Origin of the sequence: Candidatus Phyllobacterium onerii (genome assembly GCF_028331445.1) — a bacterium.
In the GTDB taxonomy this organism is placed as follows: Bacteria; Pseudomonadota; Alphaproteobacteria; order Rhizobiales; family Rhizobiaceae; genus Phyllobacterium; species Phyllobacterium onerii.
This window is the reverse complement of the sequence record NZ_JAQMHX010000002.1, coordinates 214,936-229,919: the sequence shown is the minus strand read 5'-3', so window position 1 is coordinate 229,919 and position 14,984 is coordinate 214,936. Positions and strand designations below refer to the sequence as shown.

The 14,984-nt window shown below is 50.3% G+C and carries 14 protein-coding genes; 9 read left to right on the top strand and 5 right to left on the bottom strand.

What is annotated here, in order from left to right; translation table 11 throughout:
* Positions 1-206 precede the first annotated feature (206 nt).
* The 5 genes from PHA01_RS06695 (at position 207) to PHA01_RS06675 (ending at position 4,322) form a co-directional block, all read left to right on the top strand.
* On the top strand, positions 207-839 hold the full coding sequence (locus tag PHA01_RS06695) for an acetyltransferase (protein WP_271894155.1): 633 nt from the start codon (positions 207-209) through the stop codon (positions 837-839).
* Positions 839-1,960: a DegT/DnrJ/EryC1/StrS family aminotransferase gene (locus PHA01_RS06690; RefSeq protein ID WP_271894154.1), complete on the top strand. Its 1,122-nt coding sequence runs from the start codon at positions 839-841 to the stop codon at positions 1,958-1,960. The genes PHA01_RS06695 and PHA01_RS06690 overlap by 1 nt, the downstream gene beginning before the upstream one ends.
* Entirely contained in the window at positions 1,957-2,733 is a 777-nt protein-coding gene (locus tag PHA01_RS06685) for a glycosyltransferase family 2 protein (protein WP_271894152.1), read from the top strand. Before PHA01_RS06690 ends, PHA01_RS06685 begins: the two co-directional genes overlap by 4 nt.
* The gene (locus PHA01_RS06680) at positions 2,723-3,856 is read left to right on the top strand and encodes a glycosyltransferase (RefSeq protein WP_271894150.1); all 1,134 of its coding nucleotides are present in this window, start codon (positions 2,723-2,725) and stop codon (positions 3,854-3,856) included. Before PHA01_RS06685 ends, PHA01_RS06680 begins: the two co-directional genes overlap by 11 nt.
* Positions 3,857-3,968: 112 nt before the next feature.
* A complete protein-coding gene (locus PHA01_RS06675; protein ID WP_271894149.1) occupies positions 3,969-4,322 on the top strand; it encodes a transposase in 354 nt (117 codons plus the stop codon).
* A gap of 110 nt (positions 4,323-4,432) precedes the next feature.
* Here the strand turns inward: PHA01_RS06675 and PHA01_RS06670 are convergent, their stop codons facing one another.
* Positions 4,433-4,852, bottom strand: a complete 420-nt coding sequence (locus PHA01_RS06670) for a GtrA family protein (RefSeq protein ID WP_271894148.1) — start codon at positions 4,850-4,852, stop codon at positions 4,433-4,435.
* A complete protein-coding gene (locus PHA01_RS06665) occupies positions 4,849-5,556 on the bottom strand; it encodes a class I SAM-dependent methyltransferase (RefSeq protein ID WP_271894147.1) in 708 nt (235 codons plus the stop codon). Before PHA01_RS06665 ends, PHA01_RS06670 begins: the two co-directional genes overlap by 4 nt.
* 180 nt (positions 5,557-5,736) lie before the next feature.
* Between PHA01_RS06665 and PHA01_RS06660 the strand changes: the two genes are divergently transcribed.
* The gene (locus PHA01_RS06660; protein WP_271894146.1) at positions 5,737-6,714 is read left to right on the top strand and encodes a glycosyltransferase family 2 protein; all 978 of its coding nucleotides are present in this window, start codon (positions 5,737-5,739) and stop codon (positions 6,712-6,714) included.
* A gap of 32 nt (positions 6,715-6,746) precedes the next feature.
* Here the strand turns inward: PHA01_RS06660 and PHA01_RS06655 are convergent, their stop codons facing one another.
* Positions 6,747-9,608 (bottom strand): glycosyltransferase, encoded by a 2,862-nt coding sequence (locus tag PHA01_RS06655; protein ID WP_271894144.1) that lies wholly within the window; start codon positions 9,606-9,608, stop codon positions 6,747-6,749.
* A gap of 164 nt (positions 9,609-9,772) precedes the next feature.
* Positions 9,773-11,308 carry a glucosyltransferase domain-containing protein gene (locus PHA01_RS06650; RefSeq protein ID WP_271894142.1) on the bottom strand — a complete coding sequence of 512 codons (1,536 nt, stop codon included), beginning with the start codon at positions 11,306-11,308 and terminating at the stop codon, positions 9,773-9,775.
* A 370-nt stretch (positions 11,309-11,678) separates the two neighbouring features.
* On the opposite strand from PHA01_RS06650, the gene PHA01_RS06645 reads away from it, so the two are divergent.
* The gene (locus tag PHA01_RS06645; RefSeq protein WP_271894141.1) at positions 11,679-12,674 is read left to right on the top strand and encodes an NAD-dependent epimerase/dehydratase family protein; all 996 of its coding nucleotides are present in this window, start codon (positions 11,679-11,681) and stop codon (positions 12,672-12,674) included.
* 228 nt (positions 12,675-12,902) lie between these two features.
* Here the strand turns inward: PHA01_RS06645 and PHA01_RS06640 are convergent, their stop codons facing one another.
* Positions 12,903-13,124, bottom strand: a complete 222-nt coding sequence (locus PHA01_RS06640; protein WP_271894140.1) for a helix-turn-helix domain-containing protein — start codon at positions 13,122-13,124, stop codon at positions 12,903-12,905.
* 385 nt (positions 13,125-13,509) lie between these two features.
* Here PHA01_RS06640 and PHA01_RS06635 point away from each other — a divergent pair, with 385 nt between their 5' ends.
* Positions 13,510-14,127, top strand: a complete 618-nt coding sequence (locus tag PHA01_RS06635) for a helix-turn-helix domain-containing protein (RefSeq protein ID WP_271894138.1) — start codon at positions 13,510-13,512, stop codon at positions 14,125-14,127.
* Entirely contained in the window at positions 14,081-14,959 is an 879-nt protein-coding gene (locus PHA01_RS06630) for a helix-turn-helix domain-containing protein (protein WP_271894136.1), read from the top strand. The genes PHA01_RS06635 and PHA01_RS06630 overlap by 47 nt, the downstream gene beginning before the upstream one ends.
* Positions 14,960-14,984: the final 25 nt, after the last annotated feature.

Sequence of the window (14,984 nt, the reverse complement as noted above, 5' to 3'; positions counted from 1 at the left end):
TGTCCTGAGAAAAACCATGCCGCGCAGATTGTATCCGACCACGCTCTGGTTCTCGGCTCCGTCGTGCGCGATCTGCGAAAATCACTTGGCACATTTTCGCAGAATGGAACGCCAGGCCTACTGGTTAATTTGTAGGCATATGTCATAAAAGACTAGCCATCATACATTGATCGATCTAGAAGTCTCCCAACCATACTTGAGTGTGAATGATGATTTCCAAAGCTATTATCTATGGTGCTGGCGGTCACGCCCGTGAATTGCACTTCCAACTGCAGGCGGAGGGAGCATCCGTTCTGGCATTTATCGATGATTTTAGATCCGGTTTTGATCTCGACAGCACTCCTGTACTTTCTCGTGATGATGCTCGCATACGTTTTCCTGATGCAAATTGGTACATTGCAATCGGGAATATTGCTGGCCGTAAGACTGTTCTCAAAAAGCTTCGCGATCTCGGTTTGACAGTCGGCTCTTTCATAAGTTCCCGTGCCTTGATTTCTCCATCCGCAACAATATGCGGGGCGGCTCAAATATTTGCGAACACAGTAGTTTCTTCGGGAGTAAGACTAGCAGACAACGTTATCGTCAATTTTGGATCAGTCATTTCGCACGATGTGCGAATTGGTTCGAATTCGTTTTTGGCGGCAAACGTAACGATTGCCGGACATGTTGACGTCGGCGACGACGTATGGCTGGGAGCGGGCTCTGTAGTGCGCAATGGTACGTCCGGCAATCCATTGAGAATTGGTAATCGCGTCACCGTCGGCGCGTCGGCATGTGTCGTTGGTGACGTAGTTGACGGTTACACAGTGATCGGTGTCCCCGCGAAAAAGAAGGATTGATGGTGTCAAATACTCCCATCTATGTCGCTCGACCTATAGTCCCAACCCTTGAAGACTTTGTTTCCCACCTCAGCCCAGCGCTCGAGAGTCGCCGCCTGTCTAACGGCGGACCAATCTCTGCCGATCTTGCATTACGACTTTCTGAGCTGCTTCGGACCAGATATGTGAATTTGATGACAAATGGCACCGTGGCTATCGAAATAGCCGCCAAGGCGCTCAACTTCAAAAACAAAGTTATCACAACCCCTTTTACGTTCGCCGCTACCGTGGGCGCTTTGATCTGGATTGGGCTCGATCCGGTTTTGGTGGACGTTGAGGAGGACTATCTCACTTTGAGTCCGGAGTCCGTATCAGCAGCAATTGACGAGGATGTCAGTGGTATTTTAGGCGTTCATGTGTACGGCTGCCCTTGTGACGTAGATGCGCTAGACTCCATTAGTCGCAATCATCAAATCCCCGTGCTTTACGATGGTGCACACGTTTTTGACGCGACCTATAATGGACGCCCAATCGTAAGCTATGGTGATGCAACGACGATGAGCTTTCATGCGACCAAACAATTCAATACAGGGGAAGGAGGCGCGGTCGTCACATCCTCCTCCGAAATAGATACGAAGCTGAGCCTCCTCAAGAACTTCGGCATTAAGTCTGAAGACGTGATTTCAGACATCGGTATCAATGGTAAAATGAGCGAGTTGAACGCTGCGTTTGGTTTGGCCAATCTAAACGCCCTGTTCGAGGAGCGTGCGCGTCGCAGCGCGGTATCCCAGATTTACCGCGACAGTATCACTGAAGACAACAAGATCCGGATCGTCCCTCAACGACCTGGAACAGTCGGATCCACAAATTATTTTGCTATCCGACTGCCCGTTGAAAACGGGGTTTCACTTCGCGACAAAGTTTACCTCGCGCTACGTGATCTCGGAATCTACACGCGGAAATACTTCTATCCGCTGTTGTCCGACATTCCGGCGTATACGGCCCACATGACACAGACCAAGTTCGACCTCCCAAATGCGCAGCGCGCAGCAAACGAGGTATTGACGCTGCCGCTCCACGGCGGGGTCACTGATGCAGCCGCGTTGTACATAGCAGAGTCCTTAAAGGCCGCTCTAAAATGACCGACATGATAACCGTCCTGATACCAACTTACAACCATGCCGCGTACATAAGAGAGGCCATTGAAAGTGTGCGGGATCAATCCATCTTCAAATCGTGTAGGGTAATTGTTTCCGATGATTGCTCGTCAGATGAAACTGTCGAAATCGCGCGGGCAGCAGCGTCCAATTTCCCAAATATTACCGTCCGACAGAACCCATCGAACTTGGGGGTAATGGCGCATTATCGTTTACTGGCATCGTTCGTTGAAACGCCTTACACGGCCATTCTGGAAGGCGACGACTACTGGCATGCGCCCGAGAAGATGGAACTACAGAAAAACCTTATGGATGCTCATCCTGGGGTCGGCATATGTTTCACGGCCTGTTTGGTCAAGGACGAAGCAACTGGCGTGAGTTGGCATCATCCCGGCTGGCCCATCAATAGGCATCGCGTCATACAACTGCTGGACATGCTTACAAACAATCCTATTGCCACATTCTCCAACTGTTTCTACCGAGCAAACAGGTTCTCAGAAAGCTTGGCCAAGAACGATGTTAAGGGCGGATATGATTGGCTGCTCAACATGACGCTGGCATCAAATGGCGGCGCGCTGTTCGCGGCCCGCACCTGCACCAGCTACAGACTGCATGAGAAAGGGACTTGGACGAGAATGAGCCAAGAGGAGAAGCGTTCTGGTATTGTGGACTCCCTGTTGGCGCTTAGAGAGAATGTTGACAGATCCTTCGCTCCGTACATCGATGCCGCTATTATCAGAGCAAAAAATGAACGATAAGCCAATAATTTCCGTACTCATCCCATCCTACAATCATGCGGAGTTTATCGAGACTACGGTAAATAGTATCCTAGCCCAGACTCATCGGGAGATCCAAGTTGTCATTGTGGATGACGCCTCGGTTGATCACTCGGCCGATGTCATTAGATCCATCAACGACGAGCGAATCGTTTCTCGATTTTTGGCAACCAATGTCGGTGCATGCCAAGCCATGAACATCGGTCTTTCGATGTGCGAAGGAGACTTCATCGCCGTATGCAATTCCGATGACGTTTGGGTGCCAGATAAATTGGAGCGGCAGCTCGAAATCTTCGCAAGTGGAACAAAACTAGGTGCCGTTTTCTCCGACGTTGAGTGGATCGATGACTCAAGTCGTTCACTATCAGAAGCGGACCTTTTGACTTTTGAGCCAATATTCAAACAGCCAAATCGTTCTCGATTTACGTGGATTAAGGATCTTACAGAGCATGGCAACTGTCTTTGCCACCCTTCCGTTCTCATTCGGCGTGAAGTTTACGAGAACGTCGGCACATATAACAATTTTTACAGGCAACTCCCAGATCTGGATATGTGGCTTAGAGTACTCCAGCACTATGATATCTTAGTGATGCCGGAAAAACTCGTTGGCTTTCGTGTCCACGAAAACAATACAAGCCGTCCTTCTCTAACTACGTCCAATAGATCGATCAACGAGCATCGTTTGATCTTAGTCAACCTATTCAAATGCATCACCGCTGAGAATTTCTACTCCGCTTTTGGCTTTACAAACGTGGCCTCGCTGCAGGACGATAAAGCTTTGAAGTTTGAAATCGCCACCTACCTGCTCGATTATCGCGGTGGGTCACTCGAGAAAATGCTCAACCAGCTGGGGAGCGAAATCCTACTTGAAATGCCTCAAGACGAGGTAATCCAAAGAGGCATTTCTGCCCACGACTTTCACAGAAATGTGGGAAGAAACACACCTTGGATACAGCATGAACCGATCGCCCCTGAACGTCTCGTCGAATCTGAGGCAAGCATGGAGCTGGAGACTATGCGGGAACCACCAATTACTGAAATAAAAACCGTTGATCTTATTAAGACTGTGATCAACCGCCTTCGCTCTCGGTTGCTTCGAGTATAATCGTCACAGCAAGATAGCGTTGACGAAGATTTTGGTATCCCGACGGTGACGGCTGTCTTGTGATGTGAGGCTGAACATTGGAAGTCCTAGTGGTAACACTTGGAGTACTCCTATGACGACGCAATATATTGAGGTGATCACGTCGGTCGTGCGTCGTCGGCGGTGGTCTCGGGAAGAGAAGGAACCCCTGGTTGCGGCCTGCCTGGAACCGGGAGCAAGCGTGTCAGAGATCGCGCGTACAGTGGCATCCACAGCGGTCAGTTATTCCGGTGGCGTAAGGGCTTTGCCAGATATCAGTGTCGTCGGTCCCGCAACTCCTTCCGGTCGAAGTCGGCGGCCTTGCCGCCCAGGCCGCCCGTGTCGACAAGAATACGCTGCGCAAATAGATCAGGAACACGGGCGGGTCCGATTCCGGTCCAATCCTTTCCAGGGAAAGGGCGGTCGCGCAGCATCCGGACGCTTATGATGCACCGTGCCCCATCTCTGACGTAACGACGTACCTAACACCATGCCATCAGCCGTCGACGATCACAGCCGGAGACGAATGATGGCACGTCGAATTAGCGATCGGATAAGCTAATTCGAGCTATTCTTGGAAAACACCCATAAATGGAAAATCATAAAATTCAGCGCGGGAATGATGATACTGATAATAGCAAAAGACAACCAACCAACCAAAATGGGAAAACTATCCGCAGCCTCGGTAACAAGACCAATTATGCCAACATTTGCGGCCTGGGTGGCGCAAAACTTGGCCCATTCCCATAACATCGTACCTTTTGATCCGAACGTAATGCGACGATGACCGAAAAAAGAAACGGGCATTAAAATGGCGTAGGATATGTAAGCCGCGATTTTCGGACTGAACCCTATTGCGTAAGTAAAAAGGTTGGCCAGAACAAAAAAAGCTCCTGTGTTCACTAGGCCTACAGCAATAAATATGAGCGGCCGCCAGCGTTCACGCCAAGCAGGCGCCTCTACCGTATTCCCCGTCACCGGCGACCGACGATATAGTATTGAGCACCTATAGGAATGAAACCTAGTGAGTCGTCGGCCGTTCGTAAGAAGCCTCTAACGGAGGGTATCGTAAGGATATATTTTCCTTGGACATCATGGAGGCCCGCTCTCGCAAAATACCCTGTCGCCGTCCGCTTCGAGAGTAATACGGCATCCTCGTCGAAAGGACAATTCGACACCGCTCGTCGCGTTAGAGGATTGAACGGATTGTGCTCGAATAACACCACTACGCCGCCAGGACGAGTCACACGCGCCAATTCTGCCGAAAACTGCGCCCATTTGGACACTGGAACGTGATGCATCACACATATGGCAAATGAAGCGTCAAACTCGCCATCATCATAAGGAAGCAGTGCCCCACCATATGTTTTGTATTCCACGTCTGGGTTGTTGATACGCGCTTGCGCAATACATTCATTGGAAGGGTCAACGCCGGAAACTCGCCCAACCTTACCTCTGAGAAGAGAATGATACGTTCCGACCCCACAGCCGACATCAAGTATCGACAGATCGCGAGGATCGCCGATCATCTTATGTAATAGATCGACGAGCCTGGCTGCCTTCGCTCTGGCAAAAAAGTCCACATTGAGTCCCGAAAAGGCAATTGAGTCATTTACAGCGCCAGCATAACTCGTTCGATAAGCATCAAACTCGCTGGGATTCGTTTTATCACCTTCGGACATTTCGCTCACCTACGTTAACCTAAGGGGATTAGCATCGGCTTTGAGCTATCGCAAGCCAATCTTGGGTCACGATGACACCAGCCTCGTGCAGTGTCTTGACCTTTTGCGGCGTCTGTGTTTTTGGCAAGCGTCCAATTTCCATGGTTCGATGCATGGTATCACATTCGCGAAGGCTGCCTGATGAACAACATTGATCAAATGGTGATACGGCTATCCATTGTTGTGCCAGTTTACCGAAGCATGACCGTGCTTCCGGAGCTGGTTGTACAAATCCATGATGTTCTAAAATCGAGCGAGTACGCCAACGGGTTCGAATTGATACTGGCCAATGATTGTAGCCCAGATGATAGTTGGAAGGTTATCGAGGGACTAGCACAACAGTTTCCGTTTGTGCGAGGGATCTCTTTACGCAAAAATGTCGGACAACACAATGCAACCATGGCGGGTATTAGCTTCGCGAGAGGCGAAATTATTGTCGTAATGGACGATGACCTCCAACATCCCCCTGAAGCTATTTTGGTTCTAGCTGATAGGGTGAAAAGTGGCAACGACGTGTGTTATACCAAATATCGTGGACGCAAGCACGTTGCGTGGAAACGTTGGGGCAGTCAATTTAACGATTGGATGGCCACGTGGATGCTGAAGAAGCCGAAAGGACTTTACCTATCATCGTATAAGGCCATGAACAAAGACATAGCGGACACGATATTGCTCTACGATGGACCCTATACCTACCTTGACGGCTTGATAGTTGGAGCAACCAATTCAATTGTGTCGATAGAAATAGACCATCAAAAGCGTTGGGATGGTTCTAGCAACTACAATTTCCGCAAACTTTTTTCCTTGTGGCTAAAGATGGCAACAGGTTCTTCAATTTACCCTTTGCGGATTGCCACGTTTGCGGGCTTTTTCCTTTCAGTCATGAGTATGGGAATTTTTATTCTGGTAATCTTGGATCGTTTGGTTCATCCAGCGATTCAACCGGGATGGGCGTCAACGATCGCAACCGTGTTGTTTATTGGCGGTATCCAAACATTCTGCGTGGGTGTAATAGGCGAGTATGTGGGCCGAATCTATATCCGTTTGAATAACACGCCCCAGTTCGTTGTTGGCAAGAAGACATTTATCTCCCAATCCGAGGATAAAAGCTTTACTTGATGTCAATCGATGCGGTTGGCTGCGCAGCACATTTAGATGCGTGGCGGCCAAGCCAGCGAAAAGTCCTGTCGAGCCAAGGTCAAATTTGGGCTATATGCAGGGTCTTCCAGCAATTTATTGCCCCACTGTTCCTGCATGTATTTGACTTCCGCGGAAAATCTCTCTTGTTTTTCTGGTGTGTCCTCATATCCGCGTGAGACAGATTCGTAGTGATACAATTCAGCAAATGGGGTCCAAACATTTCTGTATCCTGCCTCGCGTACCCTTAGGCAGAAGTCGACGTCATTGAAGGCTACCTTCAAATGTTCCTCGTTCAGCCCTCCCACTTCTTGATAGATTTGCTTGCGAATAACAAGGCAGGCCGCCGTAACCGCGCTTAGAGTCTGGATCAGAGTTGCTCTCCCGAAATAACCGGGGTCACCTTTAGGTAGTCTGTGGTGCGCGTGACCAGCTACACCGCCCAAACCAATGATTACGCCGCCGTGTTGCAAGGTATCATCAGGATACCACAGTCGCGCGCCGACGGCACCCACACCGGGCTGCGCCGCGAGACTAACCATCTCACTCAACCAGCAATCTGATATGATCTCCACATCATTGTTCACGAGGCCGATATATTCACCGGCTGCCTCTCTAATTGCTTTATTGTTAATAGCGGAATAATTAAACGGTTGCTCGTCTCGCGACACCCGAACACGATCATCGGCCGTGATCGCTTGTAGATATTCCAATGTATCCCTATCGTCGGAACCATTATCAACTATGATAATCTCATAGTTACTATAATCAGTTTTATCTAATATACTTTGTACGCACTTTTTTAATACAGAAAGCCCATTACGGGTGGGAATTATCAAACTGACGAGCGGTAAAGTTGTGGGTAGCGAATAGCGGGCACGGTACATTCCAAAATCTAGCAGTTCAACCGAAGCGCTAACGCCGCATCTGCTGAAATGTTCATTTAATACACGTTGCCCTGCTAATAACGCATAATTCTTATTTCCGCCGGATTGGGCTGTACTATCTGCATGGCTTCGCCAGTGATAAAGCACACGTGGTATGTGGACAATCTGATTTGAGTCCAATTCCTCGACACAACGAAGCGCCAAATCGTAGTCTTGCGAACCTTCAAATCCCTCGCGAAAGCCTCCGAGGTTTTTAACAAGGTCGGCTCGATATACGCCCAAGTGATTAATCATATTATGTGAAAGAAATAGATCCGGATTCCAGTCGCTTTTGAAGTACGGACTAAAACGTGCGCCTGATGCGTCGAACTTGTCCTCATCAGAGTATAAAATACCCGCGCGCGGGTTTGAGTATATAGCAAAGGAAATGTGAAAGAGCGCGTCCTGGTCCAGGCGGTCATCTTGATCGAGGAGCGCTATCCAATCACCGTTCGCGAGCATTAACGCGGAATTCGATGCTGCTGAAATGTGACCGTTCTTCTCACGTAGAATGACCTTGATCCGAGGATCTTTTTTCTGATACTTCATGAGTTCGCTGTGGACCAGCGGATTAGTCGATGCATCGTCCGCGATGCAGAGCTCCCAATTGCTGTACGATTGGCCAAGCACTGAGTTTATTGCCTCACCTAACCAGTCTAGGTTTGGATTATAGACGGGCATGATGATCGATATCTTTTGACTTTCACCAATTTCTGACAATCGCTGACGTACCTGTCCCCGGCTGAAATTAATATGGTCCTTGTATCGCTTGAGCCATTCCGCATAATCGTTGCCTGAGCCAGCTAATTTCAAGATTTTGCTGATCCCCGCCTGCCTCGATTGTCGTCTGATTTTTCTACCCAAAAATCGATAGAGAGCGGTCATTCGCCAGCTTGCGGAGCTCTGGATCGCCAGGATTTCACTGTCGCGCCGTGAAACTCTAGATTCGAGTTCGTTAGCGCGCCGATTCAGCCGCGATAAAGCGTGATTACGATCATTCAATGCATCGGTAATCTCGTCGACCTGCTTGCGTGCGGTATCAAGCTGCAGCCTAGTTTGGTCCAGCTCTTCAGCAAGATGACGCGCTGTTGCCTCTGCGACTTCGGTAGCTTTCTTCCGTGATTCATTCTCATCGTGCGAGAGCCTTAGTTCGGTGTGAATCCTTTGCAACTCATCTCGCTGATCCAGTAATTTCCATTCAGCCGCTACGGCCGCGCCTAGCCGGGCGTAGGCGTTTCTTACAGCCGTTAGTTCCCCTTCGGACTTGGCTGATTGGAACAACGCGTCCAAAGAGGTTGAAACGTGTTGCCCAAACCCGAGGACGCCCAGGCCGTGCCCGTGCAAAAACGTAAATGAAGGTCTGGTAGAGCGCAGTTCGTCCCACAGTTTGAATACACCAAAATCCTGATCATGAACGTTAGTATCATGGAAGAGCACGACTGAGCGATCTGACAGTTTCGGACGCCAGGTTTCGAAATCATGCTTCACGTCTTCATAAAAGTGTCGGCCGTCTATGTGAAGCAAGTCGATCGATCCGTCTTTGAAATCCGGCAGAGCATGATCAAAGGTTGATCTAATTAATGTCGAAAAGTTGCTGAAGTTGGCGTTATTATATTCCTGCACGGAGTTGTAAACATCCTCGTCGTACCAACCTGTATGAACATCCCCCTTCCATGTATCGATGGCATAGCAATTTGTGGGGAGGGCCAATCGCTGCACGGCTTGACAGAAGGTGAAGTAGGAAAACCCTGCGTGTGTTCCCAGTTCCACCAATGTACGCGGGCGGAGAGCCTCGATGAGCCAAGACGCAAATGGGGCATGTTCGTGCCAAGCGGATTCTCGGGCCAGAAAGTCGATAGGCCACAACGAAACAGGGGATACGCATTCCTTCCAAAAGTTGGCATCGGTGGCGCTATGCCCTATGGTTTTTTTCGGTTTAATACGAGTCAAAGAGGTGATTCCCGTCTCAATTATCAAATGGCTCAATTGAGCGATACGTTGATGTAAGTCCGCATGGCAAGCACGTTTTCTTGCGCCGGTAGAATCCGGGAAAATTTTGTCGATCGTAAGCCGGTTGATGGACAGTTAGCCAGGCGCAGAGTTGTTCTCTGCGCCTACTGTTCGTAATATCCGGGCACATTGCTCAATTTTATGAGGACGACACTTCCCAGTTTGCGGACAGATCCACTACTGGGCCAAGAAGGCATTGTCTCGAAAATGGGTTTCATTCGTTCTCGCTCACTGTTCGAAATAAGTTTCAGATGTGCGTAGCCAAGCAGCGACATATAGTCGAGCATTCGCCATGGGTTTCCATTATCCCACGAGAAAAACGAGGCCGAGGCGGTGGAGCTTTGACCTACGGGATAAACTTTCGGTCCACTGAGTTGACCATAGAAGTCGACTGCTTGGTCTACCTGAACATCTGATATTGCTGCGATTCTACTATATATCTGTGCGGCCGTGCTTCTATCGAATTCCGCAACAAAGAGACGTTCAGCTTGATACTGGCTCAAGAGAGCTGAGGACTGAAACCCTAAAATGGCGACCGCTATGATTGCACTAAGGCGTAAAGGGGCACTATGAAAACGCGTAGCCACCATCGCGGCGGCCCAAACGGCCGTCGGCACTCCTATGAGTGCCCGATGCGGTAAGGCGCCCCCTGCTACGACAGCCATTCCAAATGGCGCCAGAAGGAGCCCTGCAAATAACAGAATTTCCAAAGGAGATCGTTCAAGCAATACTCTTACAATAGCCAAAAGCATGATGAACGATACGCACGTTATTGCAGTGCCAAAAATCCGAGACGCCCCCGTATAAATCGCAAATAACTCGGAGATTGTTCGTTTTGCTACCATAAGCGGCTCACTTAGCAGCAAGTCTAAACGAAAGAATGAACCAATATAGGCGGTCTCAAAATTAAAATACCAAAGACTCACTTTCTGCATCGCATAATACAGTATGACGGAGACAATCATAACCATCGATGCCTGCGCAAGAAAATAAAACAAACGCGAACGGTCCGAGAAATGTGGATTGAGCAGGGCTACTGCCAGGACCATCGTCAAATAAACGAATACAAATGTTTGATATACTCCAATTGAAAAAGTTAAGGTTACAATTTGAAATAAGCAGCATATAAATTTGAACTTCTGGCTAGAACTCACGTAAATGGAAAGAAGATAGACGGAGACGCTGCAGAGAAGCAGGGCTATTCCAGCAAGGGCGCTGTTAGTGGGAAATTCCAGCAGGAAGCTCCAGATCGGGAATCCAGAAAAAATAGAAAAGCCGATAAACTCCCTGCCGGTTAATGGGAGCCGGCAAGCGTCGAGCAACAAATAATATGCGCAAGCTGAGACGAGGCCAAATAGCGCAAGCGAGAAATACGGAATCACCGGAGGCGGTAATAGATACGTCGAAAAGAGATAGCTAGCCCAGCGTCCTTGACCAATCCAAATTGAAAAATTTTGACTTACTGCCATCCGCTCGGCATCAATGTTCAAGGGGAGAACAGTCATCATGGGGAAGTATAGGGCAAGGAAAATGAGCCACAGCTTTGCGACTGCGTTTAAATCGAAGTTTGCGAACAGCTCACTCGCATATTGGACCTCGGCATCATCTTTAGGAGGAGTCTCAAGCTTTGACGCCGGCATTCCAATCCCTCACTTCATTCTCTGTTTTGGCAATTTCACACCGCATCAATTAAATCATTCGCGTTAAAACCAGACGAATTTTCACCTTTCAGCTCGCATGGCCACCCGATCGTTCACCCAGTCGACCTCAATTGACACTTGTCGAGAATACCCGCAACGGTTTTAAAAACGAAGGTCAATTAGCGTGAGGCAAATCCGCTTTCTCGATGTAGTCCTCCACCGTTTTGAGGTCTCCGAAGAAGCTTTCTCGGTTTCATCGCCGGGAAGGCGATTGAACCGCAATGGCGTAATGCAGTGTTGTGTCGTGACTAGATGCATTGACGTTAATTCGGTAGGCTGGTGACAAAGAATTGATAGCTGGGGTGACTCGATGATTGGCATTTATGGAGCAAACGGATTTATCGGCCGCCATCTCGTTCGTCGGTTCGCGGATAACGATCGGCTTATTAGAGCCGTTTCGCGCAAGTTCGATCCAGTCTTTACAGCATCTTTCGCAAATCGCGTTGAATTTATCGAAGCCGATTTGAGGCAATCGCTTGAGATGGCTTCGACGCTCCAGGATATAGATGCGGTGATACAATTGGTATCCACGTCAAGTCCCGGCATGAAGAACGACCATGCAATTGCCGACATAGCCGAAAACGTCGTGCCACATGTCCAGTTCTTGCAAAGCTGCATTCAGGCGGGCATCAAGCGCTACATATTCCTCTCATCAGGCGGCACCGTTTATGGACCGGACGCTCAAGTGCCAACACCCGAGACCAGTCTGACGAACCCAATAAATTCTCACGGCCTCACCAAACTTATTGTCGAAAAATATATACAGATGCATGGTCATGTAGATGGTCTTGAATATATTATATTGCGTGTCGCCAACCCATTCGGACCAGGTCAAGAATTTCGTAAGGGGCAAGGTCTGATCCCAGCCGTCTTGGACCATCAACGCAAGAATCTTCCGGTGAAGATATTCGGCAACGGGGCCGCGCTTCGTGACTACCTGTATATCGACGATCTAATCGACGCTATCGAAGCAGCGGTGAATTTACCTGGAGCGCCGCGGTTGATTGTCAATGTTGGTAGCGGTGAAGTCCGGTCTGTGCTCGACGTGATAAGCACAATCGAGGCGACAACAAATCAAACGATCAAACTCCAATACTCAGAAGCGCGTACAACGGATGTTGACATCGCAAGCCTCGATATTTCATTTGCAAAAAAAGTTTTGAGTTGGTCACCTAAGACAAAGTTTTATGACGGAATCCAACTGACCGTGAGCGGCACGGACCTCGGAAACGGCGCATCATCGCATCCGGCGCCACACTATAAAAAATACACAGACCGTCACGATGAGCGGCTAAAGGATACATAAGAAAATTGGATGAAAGCAAATTAGCTGGAATGGTCGTCATTTCTTGTTCCCCGCGCCTTGGACTTGCATAATAAAGCAGCGTGTTCGGAAAGCCGATACAGGATTGATACGAAGGTGCCTTTGTTGGAATTCTGCAACCGCAGATGCGTTTATAGTCAGCGTGATGGATGGTCAGCACTCATAGATCCGACAGCCGATATGTCTAGACCCTCGGGTGTTCAGCCCCAACTATTTGTTTCGCGTGGACGGCGCTAACAACTCTAAATAATCAACTCCAAGCGCCTGCGCCAGTTCGTATATTGTAATGACGGTTGGATTCCGCCGCCCTCTTTCAAGGCCGCTGAGATATTGTTGGCTGAAGCCTGACCGCTCTTCGATTTCCTCCTGGGTGAGCCCTTTTTCTCTCCGCAGACGCGAAAAGTTTTGGCCAACCAATTTGCGCATATCCATGCAAAAAGGGTGGCAAATTATACACTATAGTGTTATCAACTATAATATGTATTTCGACTTTGAGACAGATTAGTGTGACGCACGCCTCGCCAAATTGCCCATGCCAGAAACTTTTTTATGGCGGCACCCTTCTTCACGATGCTTCGGAATCGAGCACTACTTCGCCACCAGAGATGAAGTCCGCGCCAAGTTACGCCGAAATTACTGGGCAGTGGTGATTGCAGCGTGAATGTTCGGGGAACAGGAACCGATCGGTTGGATCCAGCCTTTCCGGAGCCAAGGGCCGCAGGGCTGTCGTGCACGGTTGGGACCCGCCGATCATTCGAAAGTTATGTGAGTCTCTCGCGGATGTACCGGGACATACTCGCTCCACGGGGATTGATAGATGCTCCGCCGAAATGTCCAGCAGCCAGAAACGCCATCGCGCTCGCGTTACCCGCAAACACGTATGTGCGAATGCCCACATGCTGCTGATCTGTATGTCGGGCGTCAGGTTGTCGTTGTCCGCCTTCAATACGACGTGACGCAAGCTACGCTCGCCCGCGCTATCCGGGTAAGTCCCCAGCAGCTGCAAAAATATGAGAACGGCAAGAACCGTATCAGTGCGTCTATGCTGTTTGAAATCGCGACATTCCTCAGCGTGCCCGTCGGGCGTTTCTTTGAAGGGCTGCCGGGCAATGCAAGGCCGGAAGGCGAGGTGGCATCACTTCCCGTCGACGAGCGGATCACATTCATAGCAAGCAGCGAGGGGCGCCGGCTGATTGAAGGGGTGATGCGGCTGCCTCCCCGCACGCGCCGCCGCGTATCCTCATTCATCGCCGCTTTAGGCGAGGAATTGACCGCTCTGCACGGGAACGCCATGGCATGCCCGCTGCCGAAGACAGAAACGGGTACGGCGGGGCACCGGACACATATGGGGCAGGGCGGAGAGGTTCTGCACCCGATGAGAATCGGGGATGAACATGGCGATCTCCGGGCCGCAACCCGCCTTCAAGGTCGGTGACTGCCGCACAATTTCCCGTGACAAGAGGTCATGGCATCGCCTCGAGGCCGATCTTGTCCGGCGCAGCGGGCTTGCCAAGGAGGAGACGGCGATCACCTCCAGCCGGCATGTTGTGCTTCTCAATGTGCAGGGCAACTCAGAGCGTGGCCAATACTTCATAGATGGCAGGAACGCCGGGTTTGCACCCCGAAAACCCGGCGCAATCCTGTTTGTTCCCGCCGGATGCAGCTGGCGGGGCTGGGAAGCCGGCGCCTCGACGGCGGCCTATCTGGCAATCCTGGTCAACCCGGCACATGTGGCCGAGCTGCTTGCCGGGGGGCAGCTCGAGGCGCTGCCGTCGCTCTCACCGGATCTCGGCTTCGAGGATCCCATCATCCTCAACGCAGCGCGCGGGATAGGTGCAGAGATCCGTGACCGCAATCCTCTCAGCGCCATGCTGGTGGAGAGCTATACAGCCACAATCTTCGCCCAGCTGATGCGCAGGCAAAGATATCCGGCCGCTGTCCGCAAAGGCGGGCTCGCCCCGATTCAGAGAATTGATGATGACCTCACGGCGGACTTGTCGCTGTTGCAACTGGCCGAGCTTGCCGGCCTGAGCGTTCCGCACTTTTGCCGGGCGTTCAGGCAAACGCTTGGCTGTCCGCCCTATGCTTTCATCATCCGGCGCAGGATCGAGCGGGCAAAGGACTTTCTGCGCCATTCCTCGATGCCAGTCACCGATATCGCGCTCTCATGTGGCTTCTCCAGTTCGAGCCATTTTTCCAATTCCTTCCGCCGGGAAGTGGGAATGACCCCCGTGGCCTATCGCGGCACCTGGCCGTGCAAGGCATAACCACGATTTACTGATCAGATCCCGC